This window comes from Actinoplanes oryzae (assembly GCF_030757795.1).
Taxonomy (GTDB): Bacteria; Actinomycetota; Actinomycetes; order Mycobacteriales; family Micromonosporaceae; genus Actinoplanes.
Genome location: NZ_JAUQWH010000049.1, coordinates 36181 through 51110, shown reverse-complemented (window position 1 = coordinate 51110; position 14930 = coordinate 36181). Strand labels below are relative to the sequence as shown.

The following is a 14930-nucleotide window of genomic DNA, read 5'->3' as shown; positions in this document are numbered from 1 at the left end:
GGCAACTGCCAGCCGAGTACCGACCGCAACAGCCGACCCTGGATCAAGTGGATCAAGTGAGTACGCAAGCCCTCACCGACAGGCGGCTGTTGGGCGAGCAGTGGGGCACGCTCACCCAACTCGGGGCTGTCATCGATGACCTCGAAGCCCGCCGAGCTCAACTAGCTTTGAGCCGTGCCGACGGTGTCACAGCCCCGGCACAGCAGAACCGACAACGCATGCTGGCGACTACTGCTGCCTACACGCTGCTCGCCGCAGTGCTAAAGAACAGCCCGCCCATCAGCACCCTCGACCTCACCGCTGACCTCGCCACCCAGGCCCACTGGGCCGCCGCTACAAAGGATCTGGCTCTGCAGGCAGTCGACGCAGGACGCGCCCGCGCCGCAGCCATCGTCCCCCTGCTCGAACGAATCGCCGGCCAAGCAACCGACATCACCAGCGCTACGCCGACTGACGGCAAACCCATCGAAACGGCGTACGACGAGGCCGTCGGCCGCCGCGCTGTCGCTGTGAAAACTCGCGACACGGCCCTCACCCAGATCCCGATCATGAACGATTTGCAGCACCGCATCGCGGTCGTCCAGCCCCACCTCGATGCCCTCAACGTCCTCGTCGAGCTACTCGGCAACGGCAAGTTCGGCATCGCTGTGGTTCAGGAACGCCAGCAGAACCTGCTCGGAGCCGCCACCACGATCATCCGTGGCATGACCCTCGGCCGTTTTGCGTTCGGACCCGACTTCCAGATCTACGACTCGCACACCGGCATTCTCCGCGACGTCAAGACCCTCTCCGGCGGCGAGACGTTCCAGGCCAGCCTTGCTCTCGCGCTTGCCGTCGTCGAACAAGCCAGCAGCACCGGCGGGAGAACCGAATCGCTGTTCCTGGACGAAGGATTCGGCAGCCTTGACCACAACGCCCTCACCTACGCTCTCGACGCGTTGTCCACCCAAGTCACCGCCGGCCGGCTCGTCGTCGTGATCAGCCACATGCTCGCCGTAGCCCAGCATGTCCCGGCGCTGCTCCGCGTCTCCAAGAACGCGGCCGGGAGCACCGTGCGTTGGGCAACCGACACCGAACTAAACGAGCTCGCCGACGATCTGGAAACCGGCTCCCTGCACCTCTGACACGATCTCCAGGCACCGATTCGGCGAGAGCAAGGGAGCTATGGCACGGCAAATGAGTCGATGGTTTTGTCACCCGGCCACGCACCGGCTCCGTGTGTACCTACCTGGGCATCCACCGCTGAGCAGCAACTCACCCAGTCGAGAGTACGTTGGCGGTAGCCGTCGTCAGCAACACCGGCGACAACGGCAGGCATTGCATGTCGTACCCGCGTCGTAGGCTTCGTTCTGATGGCTACACGAGGAGTCGAAGGCGCTTACCAGGGAGCGCTCCGGGCGTTCCAGAATCCGATGCTCGCCTTGCTTCACCAAACGCACGCACCATTCGTGGTGACGGTGCTAGCAATGACCTTTACCGCGGAGCGCCCGACGGTCGCGGTGGCGGACGCGCATACCGAAATCAACGATGCCCTCGACCAGTTACGGGCTGCCGGCTACGGCGACGAAGACAACCAGCCGCTGCCCGCAGGCAACGCTCGTGACCTCTGTCGACAGTGGGTGCAGGCGGGATGGCTGGTGCGGCAGGTGTCCGACAACGATGCCGAGGTCTATCGGCTCTCGGCGTACGGCGTCGGTGCGCTCGAAGTCGCCGGCCGGGTCGGCGGAGCCCGTACACGGGTGTCCGAGTCGCGGGTCAGGACGCTGCTGGAGGCGATCGAGCGCCTGGCCCAGGACGCTGATCCGGACCTCATGTCCAGGATGGTTCGCTTGCACGAGGAGATTCAGCAGCGCCAGAAGGAACTGACGCGGCTCGAGAAGGGGGGCGCCGTCGAGACGGTTGACGACGAGCAACTCCTCGAGGAGGCCGAGAACGTGCTGCACCTGGCGCGGGAGTTGCCCGCCGACTTCGCTCGTGTGGCCGAGTCGATCAAAGCCATTCAGCGTGACGTCGTCGCGGAACTGCGGCACGACGTGCGCCCCACCGGTGAGGTGCTGCGCGAGTACCTCGCGCGCGGTCAGCGGATTCTGGACGCGACGCCGGAAGGCCGTGCCTTCGCCGGAGCGCTTCGTCTGATCGGTGACCCGGCGCAGATCGACGGCCTGTGGAGCCAGCTACGAACGGTGCTACGGCACCAATTCACCGAGTTGTTGCCACCGCAGCAGCAACGAGAGCTGACCGACATCTCTCGGAGGATCGAGCATGGAGTGAAGGAAGTGCTGGCCGCCCAGCGGCAGGCGTCGCATGTCATCACCACCCAGGTCCGCAACCACGATCCGATGCGGGACCGCCAGGTGGACGAGATGTTGAGGGACGTCATGTCGGGGCTGCACAAATGGGTTCCCGCATCTCGCCGTGGCGAGGCCGTCGAGCCGTTACGCCGACTGCCTGTGGCCGACGTCGGACATCTACGCCAGAGGTTGAGCGACCCCCGGCCACCACAACCACCTGCACCGCTGCGCAACTGGGATGAGCCCGACGACATCACGGCTGCGGACACTCGGGCGTGGGGTGGTCCTCGGTACGCCGAGTTGCGCGCGCATCTGCAGGCGTTCGCAGACGGGGCGGCGACCGTCGACGTGATGGCCGCGTTTCGTGCGGCGGGTGAGGAGATTCAGCGGCCGGTGGACCTGCTCGGGCTGCTGGAGATCGCGCACGGGGACGGGATGAGCGAGACGAGCGAGTTGGCGGTGGTCGAGACGGTGCGGCCAGATCAGACGCGGCGGCGGTTTGCTCTGGGCGCTGTGGTAGCGGCGAATCCGGCAGGTGTGGACGGGAGTGGTGACGATGAGTGAGCCGGGTGGGGCCGACGACGGCTGGTCGGCGGGTGAGGCGGCCGGATTCATCGATCCTGTCTCGATGGAGGAGGATCCGACCGAGCTGTTCGCCGGTGATGCGGGCACGCTGGAGGCCGACGTGCGCCGGGTGCTGGTCCAGTTGTTGCGGCGCAAGTTCCTGCTCGCGGAGAAGAGTCCGGCGTACTGGCGCATTCTGCTGGAGAACCAGCAGATCATCGAGTCGCGGATGCATGACCTGTTCGTGCGTCTGGTGGTCGACCACGAGCGCGGTGTCGCGTACAAGTCGCAGGTGCGTTCTGTAGAGATGGACGTGCCGATCCTGCTCAAGGACGACCCGTACAACCGGGCCGAGACCTTGGTTCTGGTTCACCTGCGCACCGTTTTCCAGCGCGAACGGGGTACGGGTGAGAGCACGGCGCGGGTAGACATCGAGGAGCTGGAGCAGACCGTGCTGACCTACTTCGACCCGCACGACCACAACCTGGCCCGGCGTCAGCAGGAGGTGCGCAACGCCGTGCAGCGGCTGGTCACCGAGGGGCTGCTCGCCGAGGAATCCGCCGGCCGGTACCGGATCACCCCGATGGTGGAGGTAGTGCTGAGTACGGAGAAGCTCGCCGAGCTAGACCAGTGGTTGCGTGAGCAGAACGAGGCCGCCGCGTGAGCATGATCGACACGCTGTTCGGGCTCGTTCCGGCAGCATCGCGGGGTCAGCAGTGGGTGGCGCGGGATCTGCAGCTGGTCAACTGGGGCGGCTACGACGGCCATCATCACGTGCGGCTCTCGCCGGGCGCGACGCTGCTGAGCGGAGGTTCCGGGTCGGGTAAGTCGACGCTGATGGACTCGTACATCGCGTTGCTCATGCCGCACACGACGCCGTTCAACGGGGCGTCCAACGGCGGGGTGGTCGGCAGGCCGCGGGGCAAGGACCAGCGCAACATCCTGTCGTACGCGCGCGGCAAGCTCGACGAGTCTCGTAGTGACGGTGAGACGAAGTTGCGGGTGCTGCGCGGCGACGGCCGTGACACCTGGTCTGCCATCGCGATGACGTGGGTGGATCACACCGGTGCCGAGTTCACCGCACTGCGGGCCTGGTACGTACCGTCGTCGGCCCGCAACCTTGACGACACCGTGGTGGTCCGTGCCACCTGCGATCACGGGTATGACCTACGGACTCTGGAAGGCCCGGCGGGTAAGAAGTTCGCCCGCGCCGAGGTCGATGCAACCGGTCTGGTCTGCAGTGGCACCGACCGGGAGTTCACCGCGCGGCTGCACACGACGCTCGGCATCGGTGCCGCGGGTGACGGGCACAAGGCGATCGCGTTGCTGGGGCGCATCCAGGCCGGCCAGCAGATCACCACGGTCGACGCCCTGTACAAGACGATGGTCCTGGAAGAGCCGGCCACGCTGGCCACCGCGGACGCGGTGGTGCAGCAGTTCGATGAACTGTCCGGCACCCGTGCCCGGATGATCACCGCACGCCAGCAGGTGAAGGCGCTAACCCCGATCCGTGAACACCGACAAACCATCGACGACGCGGCGGGCCGATTGACGTCAATCGACAAGATCGGATCGTTCGCCGCTACGGCGTCGCCCGCCGCGTTGTGGCGTCACCAACGCCGGATGGAGCTGTTGCGCGCGGCGGAGGAGGACCTGGGCCGACGGCACCGTCGGGCACAGGACGAGCTGGCAGAGACTAACGCTCTGGTCAAAGCCGCCGAGGCACGTCGCGACGGGGTCGCCGACACCATTCGTGCCTCCGGTGGAGACCGCCTGGAGACCGCCCAACGGGAGATCAGCGCCGTTCAGCAGCGGCTGGGCGACGTCGGCAGGGCCCGGGAACGGCTGGACAGGGTGCTGGACACGATCGGTGCCTCGGTCGCGACCAGTGACGAGTTCGCCGCGCTGGTCGAAACGGCGCACCGCTCGGTGGCTGACGTCGACGCCCGGCGGACTGCTCAGCTGACGTACGCCGAGGCAATTGCGGAAGAGAAGGAGGCTGGACGCGAGCTAAGAGGCCTGCGCGCCGAACGCGACGCGGTTAAGGCCCACCGGGGCAACATCCCGACCGAGCTGCACACGGCCCGCGCGAAGCTGGCTGCAGCCGCTGGCCTCAGCCCCGAGGACCTGCCGTTTGTCGGCGAGCTGATCGAGGTGCGAACGGAGTTCGAGCCGTGGCGCGAGGCGTTCAACCTGGCGCTCGGCGGATTCGCCACCCGGATGCTGATCGACATCGGCCGGTTGAACGCGTTCCGTGAGGCGATCAACGCAGTGCCGACTGCACGGCGTATCCAGTTCGAGGGCGTGCGTACCGGGCAGCGTGACGAGGCCGGGCTCGACAGCAAGACGCTGCCCGGCAGGCTCGACTATCGGCCGTCGCCGTTCACCGTCTGGCTTAAGGGTGAACTTGCCCGCCGGTTCGCCTATGTCTGTGTTGACACACCGAGACTGCTGCCGCAGTACACCAAGGCACTCACGATCACCGGCCAGACCTCCGAAGGTGGCCGGGGCGCGCATGGCGGCCATGGCCGAGGCAACGTCCTCGGTTTCACGAACACTAGGACGCTCGCCGACCTCGACACCAGGATCAGCCACGCCCGCAAGCGCGTCGACGCCGCGGCCACGGGGGTAGAGAAGGAGGAGGCAAATCTCAACTCGATGGAAGCGCGCCGCACCGCGTACCAAAGTCTGATCGATCTTTCGTGGAAGCAGGTAGATGTCGCTGGTGTCCAGGCCGAGCACAAACACTGGAACGGTGTCATCGAGGAGATTCGGGCCGGCAACCCGGAGATCGATCAGCTGCAGCGCGGCCTGGACGCTCTCAAGGAACAGGTCAGGGAACTGATCGAACGGGTCGGCCAGCAGAAGAAGAACATGAAGGAACTCGGTGATTCCTGGGCTGCGACCGTCGACGAGGTGGATAGCGCCCAGCTGGCGCTCGACAGGGCCGAAGAGGCGGGCGTCGACCTCACCCGTGAGCATCGGGACTACCTGGAGACCCTCTTCGAAGGAACCACCGAACGCGCCGGCCCGGCGCAGGCGCTCGCCGAGTTCGATGCGGGAGTCAGACGTGCCGCCGAACGGGTCGGCACCGACCGACGATCCGCGACGGAGTCGATCGGCCGATCGCGCAAGGCGCTGCAGGATACCTTTTCCACCTTCCTCGAACGCTGGCCGAACCCCAACCTCGGCATCGAACCGGATGCCTCCTACCGCGACTTCGAGCGCCTTCTTACCGACCTGGAAACCAGCGGCCTGCATGAGCTGGAGACCGAGTGGCGTGACAGTCTGCTCAACCTTTCCGGCAATGACCTGACTGGCCTGGACAGCGAGCTCGCCGCCGCTGTCCGAGAGATCCGCGACCGGATCGACCCCGTCAACCGCATCCTCGCCGAATTACCGTTCGCTGACGACGGGCACCGGCTGCGCATCGACCCGCAGGAAAGCCACTCCACGGCCCGCGCTCGCTTCCGCAAGGAACTACGCGACGTGCGCGCCTTCATCGACAATGCCGCGACAGAGGACGACCGGGAACGCGCCTACAACCGGATGGTCAAGGTGATCGACCGGATCCGCCGCACTGCCCCGGACTTCGCCGACCTCGTCGACGTCCGCAACCACGTCCGGATCAGCGCAGAAAAGATCGACCTCGGCGGTACGCACGTCGCCATCTACGACCACATCGGCGAAAAATCAGGCGGCGAGTCCCAGGAGCTCGTCGCCTTCATCGTCGGTGCAGCCCTGCGCTACCAGCTCGGCGACGCGGGCGCCACCCGTCCCCGCTATGCCCCGGTCTTCCTCGACGAGGCGCTGATCAAAGCAGACGCCCACTTCACCGGCCGCGCCATCGGAGCGTGGCGAGGCCTAGGCTTCCAACTGGTCATCGGAGCGCCGAACGACAAACACAGCGCGATCGAACCACACGTGGACGCTGAGTACCTGATCCTCAAAAACGCCCACGGCCAATCCTGGGCGAAACTGCTGGTCGGGGTAGCAGACGCATGACCGTTCTCGTCACCCCGCAGGACGCCGTCGCGGCTGTCCACGGCAAGCTCAGACAGAAATGGGCGGAGGCGGTGTGCGCGGAGTTCGGTGTCGGAGACCGCGTCGCCTTCTCCGTTCGGCTGCGCCCCGGAGTAAGGACGGGCAAGGCGGTCGAGCAGCTTGGATACACCACCTGGACGAGCTGGCACATGCAATGGCGCGACTTCTGCGACCGGCTCCCCGCCGGCGTGGAGGTCGACCGCGCTGCGGTGACCATCCGGGGAGTCGGCGGGGACTTTCCGGCCGTGCTCAACGCTGATCTAGACGGCGCCGCCGCGCTCCTCGACGGCGCTGAAACGCCGACCGTGGACCTCGGGCGGGCCCGTAAGTTGGCATCGTCCCTGCAATCCGCCAGCGCCACCCTCACCCCATCCACGCTGCGGGCCGTCTACAGCCTTCCACCCAACGACGTGGACGTCCTCATCAGCGCAGTGACCTGGCTATGCCAGCACCCCGACGCCGGGAACTGGACGTTGCGGCAACTTCCCGTGCCCGGGATGCACACCAAATGGCTCGACACCCACGGCGCGCTACTACGCGACGTCGCGGGACGTGATGTCCGCGACGAAGTCCGGCCCCGGCTGACCGTCATGCACCTGACCTACGTCGATCCCGGCCATGCTGTGTCTGGCCGGCGTAGGCACGATGCCTGGACCACTGGGGACGTGCACGACATTGCCTACCCACCGCGCGTCGTACTCGTCGTCGAAAACCGCGACTCCCGGCTCTGGTTCCCACAGGTCAACGACACAATCGTGGTCGAGGGAGGCGGCAAGGCAGCAGCCACCCTCCTCGCGAACGTGCCTTGGATCCGCGCCGCAAATCACGTTGTCTACTGGGGCGACATCGACGCTGACGGGTACGCAATCCTCGACCGCTTCCGCGCCGCGCTCGCCGTACCCGCGCCAGACGGGTCACCAGCCAAACATGTCACCTCTATCCTCATGGACGCCACCGACCTCCACCGCTACTCCCTGCACGGCGTTAACCATGACAAGGCCGGGCGACCCATCAAGGCCTCACAGGAGGACTTGCCGCATTTAACCGAGGCCGAGACCATTGCATACGCCACCATCGCTACCGCAGGCCCAACTCCATTTCGCCGAATCGAACAAGAAGCCATCCCTCTCGATCACGCCGTAGCTCAACTCCTGCGTATATTTAAAACATAGCACCAGTTCAGAGTCGCATATCCGTCACCGCAATAGACAAGAATATCGTCAGCATCCAGATCGCCATCAGCAGAGAACTGAAGCCAAACACTGAAGTCGAACACGTCAACCGGCTCACTAGCTGAGGGGTCTGCGGTTGCCGGCGGCATCGATCTTCGAGCGTGATCGGGTCGATTGCCATCGGCACGAGTATGCGTCGACCCAGCCCAACGTCCGCTACATGACGTGACGGACGATCGCCGACCGCAGGGCGATCGGAGATCATGGGAATGCCGTTAACTTCGAGAATGCCGCGCGCAAGGGTTCAATGCGAGTCTCCGCAGCTTACGCCCAGGCCAAGCCGTCCGGAGTCGGCCGAAGCACGACCGCGGCAGTAGCTATTGGCTGGCCTTCCTCACAGCGAGAGTCTGCTGCGGCATCGGCCCCCAAGCGCTGCCGACAACCTCGTAACGAGAGCCCTCAAACTCATAGAACTGCTCGTCGTATTGGCCCGGGTGCTCGAACTCGGTGAGCCGATCCCCGTTCATATGGTCCAATAGCACAGTTACCTTGATCATAGTCATGGACTATACCGCAAATTCTGCACTCTACGACAGACATCGTGTACGATCTTGGTCGGCACACGAATACGGGCATCGTCGCCGGACGACGGGTATCAGTGTCGAGTCAGCGCATAAGCCCATCTCCTCCATTGTCCGGCTGTTACTGCGGCAGGAGGGCGGCCGTCTGTGAGGGTCTTGTCGCAAACTCGCGACGTGAGAGACTACGTAGATCTAGCCGCCGCAGCGGACACGCTCCAAGCGGCCGAACAGGTCGGCGCAGAGCAGCATCGGCATCAGGGAGTGCGACCGCACCATCGGTGGCATGAGCGTGCGCCATTCTCCCCTTCGGGAAGGTCACAGTTAAGCGTCAAGGCGATCAGGCGGGTCAGGCATCCGACCGTCTGGCAACTGGAGCATGTGCTGGGTCAATCCATCGCGTGGTGTAAGCGTAGACGGAAAACGAAAGGACTCTCACCGGGCTATCTCAGCCATACCCCAAGCGAATCAGCCCGGCTCCGACCGCTCATGCGCAGAAATAGGTCGACTGCTTGCTCCTCGGTGAGGGTACAGATGTAGTCGGCGGCCGCCCGATGCGGCGCCAGATCTTCCCCCTCTTCTTTCTTGGCAGAATCGTAGATATCCCAAAACCGTCGTGGTCTACCGAGGTGCCCCTTCGAGAAATCTAAAGATGCCGAGTTGACTAGCATCTCGTGGAGCTCGGTCACCAAGCGCTGCTGCCCCACCTCAGCTGCACGTATATTTGGATTCATGACAACGTAATACGTAGTTATATGCTTTAGTATCTCGGCTACGTATTGCGTGTGGTCATCGACGCAAACATACGGCGGCCCTGAAATTGAATGACACCCTCGATCCAGCTGCATGATTAAGCTACTGATTAGGCTGTGAAGTTCAGCCTGATGGCGGCGCGAGCCATCGTATGGGTGCGAGATGCTTCCGGCGAACGCTGATTCCACGTAGTTCGCTGCCCTGTTAAACGCTTTCGGCTGGAAACCGCCTTGCCGCCCCAGTTCGTCGCGCACAAAAGTTCGGAAATTTTTCCATTCCGCTACCAGCGTTTCTGGCCTTACGAGTCCTGCGTGAATAAAATCCTCGAGGTCGTGCGTAGCAAAGGAGATATCGTCGGCCCAGTCCATGATGATCGCATTCGGGGACCTGACTCCTGCATCACCTGGCGCTGTCATCTCTCCGCGCGCGAAAATGAAATCATCTTCCTCTGTTCGATACGCCCCCCGTTTCTTCCCCCTGCTTCGGTCGGTCAGAGCTGGAGCGGGCTTTGGCTTAACGAACTGAGGATATTTCAGGATGGCAGATAGCGATGCCAGGGTAAGGTCGAGCCCGGGGCTCTTTTGATTGCGAACGCAAAGCTTGGTGACAATCCGAAAAGACTGAGCGTTGCCCTCGAATCCCTGCTTCGTTCCGGTGACTCCATCCAGGATGTCCCTAAGCGCCGATTCAGCGGCATGCCCAAACGGCGGATGCCCCAAGTCATGTGCCAGTCCGGCCACTTCGACGACATCGGGCACAAGGTCGCATGTATCGAGTTCGGGCTCTTCGCGCAGGAGACGCTCAGCAATCCGGCGACCCATCTGCGCCACTTTGAGACTGTGGGTCAGGCGGTTATGAATCAAGTGCCTTTCATGCACCGCCGCAACTTGCGTTATTCCGGCGAGTCTTCGAAACTCCGCCGAGTAGAGTACCCTGTCTCTATCTTTCTCGGCTGGATATCGGTACTCGTTGGCATCCCTATCGCGCTTCGCATAATTGCGGCGTGAGCGGTTTTTCTTGCGCTCTTTTTCGATGTCTTCGTACATGTTGGACCACCCACTCCGGGCGACCCATCGAGTGCCCGAAAGGACCGCCCTATGCGCTTACCTTGGATATCTTGCCGTCTCGCCCACTGGGAAGAAGCTCACCATTCTTGGTCATTGTAAACAGCGCCTGCCACAGGGCTCGCTGGCGGGCGGCGGTAGTCGGAAGCATTCTTTCTATAAGCTCGTGCCGATGCACTGCCTCGGCGAGATTGTGTACGTACGATCGAAGATCGCTAAGCGCGATGGCTTCCTCGACTTCTTCGTCTCGTTCGACAACGACACCGACATTACCTTCTGGCGTGAATTCCAATCTTCCTTCCGTTAGGAGATAATGCCATCCGATCAAGAGGGAGTCGTATGAAACCAGGAACTTCTCAGAAGCCTGACGAACCAGGACAGACGGGGCGAGCGGGCCCATAGTCGAAGTAACACTCAGCAGGGCGTCGATCGCCTGGTTCTGCTGATTGGTGGTGTTGCCCATTGAGTCTCCGAGAGTCTGCGCGTGCGGGATGCACGACGGTATCAGCAGACAGATGCTTCATGAAAACCTCAGGTGGCGATTTAGCCGGTGCCCCAGTGGCCCCAAATCAGACAAAGTTTACGTCTATCCCTTTAGGTCAATAACAGCTTACTTCCGGTAGACAACTCCCAGTCGTACCTCAACGTCACGATCTCAGAATCCCTACCGGATTGAATCTGACCCCAAGAGCGGGTTTTCAAATAGTAAAAAGCGTCTCTGCAGGTGGACCGCCACCCCATCTCGGCAGATGAGCTTTCTGTCGGAATTTGTGCCATGTCACATATACTTGAACACTCGGCTCGACTCGTCTGTCTCCAGAGTTCAACCCTTGCTTTCGGCTGCGAGCGGGTGCGGATGGCCGGTCAAGGCAGCGAGTGCGGTGGCGACTGCTTGGATGTCGGCTTTGATATAGGTTGTGGTGGCGGGGCCGGTGTTGTCAGTGTGGCCGGCGTAGGCGCGGGCGATGCCGTAGCCGAAGTTGCGTTCGACCCAGGTCAGCGTGGTGTGGCGGAGCCAGTGGGTGGACACGCTTTGTGCTGCGACCCACGGAAGCCGGTCACCGATTCGTTTCCAGAGGTGATCATAGCGGCGAGGGGTGAGGGCCCGGCCGTCGCGATACCGCAGTAGCTGCTCTGCCGGCAGCAGTGCGCCCCGGGCGGAAGCGTGATCTTTCAGCCGGGAGGCCAAGTCGAGGGTGATCGGCTGCCAGCGCAGCGTCTCGCCCTTCTCTCGTAGCCGCACCAGGCCGTAGGTGATGTCGAGGTCCATCAGCCGCAGGGCGAGGGTGCCTCCGCGGCGGCATGCGGTCTCGGTATGAAGCCGAAGGAGCAAGGCGTCGAGGACTGCGTCGTTGCCGCTGGTACGCGCGACCTGATTGATCTCGTCGAGCTCGTGTGCCGTCAGGGCTCTGCGGGGGCTCGGTAACCGCCGGGGCTTCGCAATCTGATGGGCCGGGCTGCTGGTCGGGGCGATGATTCCATCGGCGATCGCCCGGTTGAAGAACGCGCGAGCTGCAGAGATGAGGTTCTCTCCCGCGTGGCGGCCTCCACGTCCGTTTCGTCGCTGGCGAGCAGTGCGGGCACACCTGCGTTGGAGGGCTTCGACGTCGGTGGCGGAGATGGCGGCAACTGATCGGTCTCCCCACGCGTCGGCCATGCGATTCCAGTACGAGCCGTAGGTGCGGTTGGATGCCGCGCTCGCCGCCTCGCGTACTCGCGGGAGATACTCGCGGATAGTCGGGGCCGAGGTGCTCTTGCTGAGCTGTAGGTCCGCGACAGTGAGGCCTAGCTGTTCCAGCAGCGCCCGTGCGGTGGCGATTCGGTCAGGATCAGCGGCCATCACCTTCACGCCCTTGCGGCTGCTCGCCGTAGTAGGAGGCGAGCAACGCGGTGATCAGGGTATGAGGGTGGACCAGCAGAATGTCCTGCCGAGGCGCTGCGACGACCATGACACGATGACCGGGTTCGAGCCCGAGCAGCATCCGAGCTGATCCGGGAACGGCCAAGTCTCCGCGCGCACCGATGCGGTGCCGGCCCGTCGGCGACGAACCAACGATCACGATGTCACCGACAACGGTCAGATCAATGCGATGGCCTGGGTTCCAGCCCAAGTCCCGAAGCAAGCTACGGGCGGAGAACCGGCCGGAGCCGTCGAGCTGGGCTATGTCGAGATCGAGTGAGCCCGTATCAGCCTCTGAGGGCAGGTTGAGCCGTCGCGGCTCCGGAGCCAGGAGCGGACCGGTCTGTGCAGGTCGACGAGTCGCAGGTGGGATCAGCGCGCCGATCATCTGTTCAGCGTGGCCAGTTCTCAACCGGTGAGGTGAGCCCACGACGACCATGGTGACGTTCGGAAGAGATCAACGTCCGGGATTTGGACAAGGTCGGACTAATCGACGCGACCCATCGCCGTTTCGGAAACAAAAATGGTGAAAAACCACCGTGAAGGCGATTTTTCACCATAAATGGTGTCCGAGGGCGGAACCCCCACGAGTGGTACAGATACCACAACAGTATCCGTGTTCATGTGGTAATCCTATCATTGTTCACTCTTCGTTGGCCGCCCGCAGCAATGCCAAATCCGCCGCACAAGTAATAGGCGAAGCTCCGGTAGCCCCAGATTATTAGGGGCTACCGGAGCTTCGCCTATTACCGACATGACTCGCATCACCGCAGCGGCCACAGCCCAGCTACTTGATAGAGCCTCGAAAAGCCGGTGAAGACCAGAGTGAGGTTAGCGTGTCCCGATCTTACTCAGTAGCGGAAGCGGGTGACCACCGAGTTGAGTTCCGCGGCGGTGGTCGCTAGTTCGGCCGCAGCGGCCCGGGTGTCGGCCACGGTGGAGGTGGTGCGGCTCGTGGAAGCCGAGACCGCGCCGATGTTCGAGGCGATCTCCACGGCGCCGGAGGCAGCACCGGACAAGGTCCGGTTCATCTCCTGCGTGGTGGCGGTCTGTTCCTCGACCGCCGAGGCGATCGTGACCTGGAAGCTGTTGATGCGCTCGATGATCTCCGAGATGCTGCCGATTGCCGTGACGGCGCCGTTCGTGTCGTTCTGAATGGCCTGTACGCGCTGAGCGATGTCCTCGGTTGCTTTGGCGGTCTCCTGGGCCAAGTCTTTGACCTCGCCGGCCACGACTGCGAAGCCCTTGCCCATCTCGCCTGCGCGGGCCGCTTCGATCGTGGCGTTCAGCGCGAGCAGGTTCGTCTGCTCCGCGATGGAAGTGATCACCTTCACTACGGTGGCGATCTCTGTCGACGACTCGCCGAGCCGGGCCACGATGGCGTTGGTTTGCGCGGCCATTTCCACGGCTTTGACCGCAACGCCTGAGGCTTCAGTAGTGGAGGCGCTGATGTCGTTGATAGCTGATCCCATCTCCTGGGCACCGGCCGTAACGATGGTGAGGTTACTCGAGACCCGGTCGGCCGCCGCCGCGACGGTCCCGGCTTGCATCGACGCTTCGTTGGCTGCCTGGTCGACTTCTGCGGACACTTCGGAGAGGCGGTTGGCTGCGGCATCGATCGTCGATGCGTTTCCGGCCAGTCGTACAACGTCTTCTCGGAGGCGGGCAACGGCTTGATCGAGCGCTGCGGCCATGCGCCCGATCTCGTCCCCGCTGGTGACGCCTGCGCTGCGGGTGAGGTCGCCTTCTGCCAGCGCCTCGGCCAGTTGGGAAACCCTACGTACGTGGCTGCGGGCTCGCCTGGCGATACGGAGTCCGATCAAGAGGCTGACAGCGGTGCCGGCGGCCAGCAGGGCTCCAATGATCCAGTTCGCTTTCGTGGCCGATTCCTGCGCTGCGGCTATGTCTCGCTCCGCCAGCGCCACAGCTTGCTCGTGCAGGATACTTTCGTCGTCGCTTAGAGCGCCGAAGAGTGCGTTGTACTCATCTTGGCGAGTGGCGATCTGTGCGGTGGTCAGCTTGCTGACGTCGACGGCCTGGAAAGCTACATAGGCTTGCCAGTCGCTTTGCGCTTTGGCGACTGCTTCGACCGCGACTGCGTCGGAAGCCATGCCCGCCCGGAGCACGGCCAAGGCTGCGACGAGTTCCTGATCTTTGGCGGCCATGCTCTTGTCAATGACGTCACCGATGCTCGGGAAGAGTTGCTTTGCGAGAGCGTTAGTGCTGTATGCCTCGACATTCTTGGAGAATGTGCTCGTCGCGGTCAGCAGGGTGATCGCACTGCGTTCCGAATTGGCCGAAGACTCGTTCAGTTGATGCACTGTGGTCATCGACGTCAGACCAATCAAAGCGCCGCTTGCTGTCGCGGACAGCACCGCAGTGGCGATCTTGGTGCCCAATGAACGATTCGCGAGTATGCCGCCAAGCTTCATGCCGCGCCCTCTCCTTAAACCGGGTACACCGTAATGATCGGCTCTCAGGGCAGAGGCTTGAGGCGTAAATCACAACATTAACGTTCAAAATCTAAACAGTCGCACCCGCGACGGATCGTTCGTGCGTCATCT

The 14930-nt window shown here is 63.2% G+C and carries 10 protein-coding genes; 5 read left to right on the top strand and 5 right to left on the bottom strand.

The annotated features are described in order from the left end of the window. From RBH18_RS18180 to RBH18_RS18160, 5 genes are all read left to right on the top strand, one after another. Positions 1–1124: SbcC/MukB-like Walker B domain-containing protein (locus tag RBH18_RS18180; RefSeq protein WP_306209253.1), on the top strand; the 1124-nt coding region annotated here is incomplete at its 5' end. Positions 1125–1352: 228 nt separating this feature from the next. After that, positions 1353–2855, top strand: a complete 1503-nt coding sequence (locus RBH18_RS18175; RefSeq protein ID WP_306209251.1) for a DUF3375 domain-containing protein — start codon at positions 1353–1355, stop codon at positions 2853–2855. Beyond that, a complete protein-coding gene (locus RBH18_RS18170) occupies positions 2848–3519 on the top strand; it encodes a DUF4194 domain-containing protein (protein ID WP_306209249.1) in 672 nt (223 codons plus the stop codon). The genes RBH18_RS18175 and RBH18_RS18170 overlap by 8 nt, the downstream gene beginning before the upstream one ends. A 2-nt stretch (positions 3520–3521) precedes the next feature. Further along, positions 3522–6860: an ATP-binding protein gene (locus RBH18_RS18165; protein WP_306209261.1), complete on the top strand. Its 3339-nt coding sequence runs from the start codon at positions 3522–3524 to the stop codon at positions 6858–6860. Beyond that, positions 6857–8071, top strand: coding sequence for a DUF3322 and DUF2220 domain-containing protein (locus tag RBH18_RS18160; RefSeq protein ID WP_306209246.1), 1215 nt, complete (start codon positions 6857–6859; stop codon positions 8069–8071). The genes RBH18_RS18165 and RBH18_RS18160 overlap by 4 nt, the downstream gene beginning before the upstream one ends. A 1021-nt stretch (positions 8072–9092) precedes the next feature. On the opposite strand, the gene RBH18_RS18155 is transcribed toward RBH18_RS18160, so the two are convergent. From RBH18_RS18155 to RBH18_RS18135, 5 genes are all read right to left on the bottom strand, one after another. Further along, on the bottom strand, positions 9093–10448 hold the full coding sequence (locus RBH18_RS18155; RefSeq protein WP_306209244.1) for a deoxyguanosinetriphosphate triphosphohydrolase family protein: 1356 nt from the start codon (positions 10446–10448) through the stop codon (positions 9093–9095). A gap of 49 nt (positions 10449–10497) precedes the next feature. Further along, the gene (locus tag RBH18_RS18150; protein ID WP_306209242.1) at positions 10498–10929 is read right to left on the bottom strand and encodes a hypothetical protein; all 432 of its coding nucleotides are present in this window, start codon (positions 10927–10929) and stop codon (positions 10498–10500) included. A 360-nt stretch (positions 10930–11289) separates the two neighbouring features. Next, a complete protein-coding gene (locus RBH18_RS18145; RefSeq protein WP_306209259.1) occupies positions 11290–12306 on the bottom strand; it encodes a tyrosine-type recombinase/integrase in 1017 nt (338 codons plus the stop codon). Further along, positions 12296–12754: a hypothetical protein gene (locus tag RBH18_RS18140; RefSeq protein WP_306209240.1), complete on the bottom strand. Its 459-nt coding sequence runs from the start codon at positions 12752–12754 to the stop codon at positions 12296–12298. The genes RBH18_RS18145 and RBH18_RS18140 overlap by 11 nt, the downstream gene beginning before the upstream one ends. Before the next feature lie 463 nt (positions 12755–13217). Continuing rightward, positions 13218–14798 (bottom strand): methyl-accepting chemotaxis protein, encoded by a 1581-nt coding sequence (locus RBH18_RS18135; protein WP_306209238.1) that lies wholly within the window; start codon positions 14796–14798, stop codon positions 13218–13220. Positions 14799–14930: the final 132 nt, after the last annotated feature.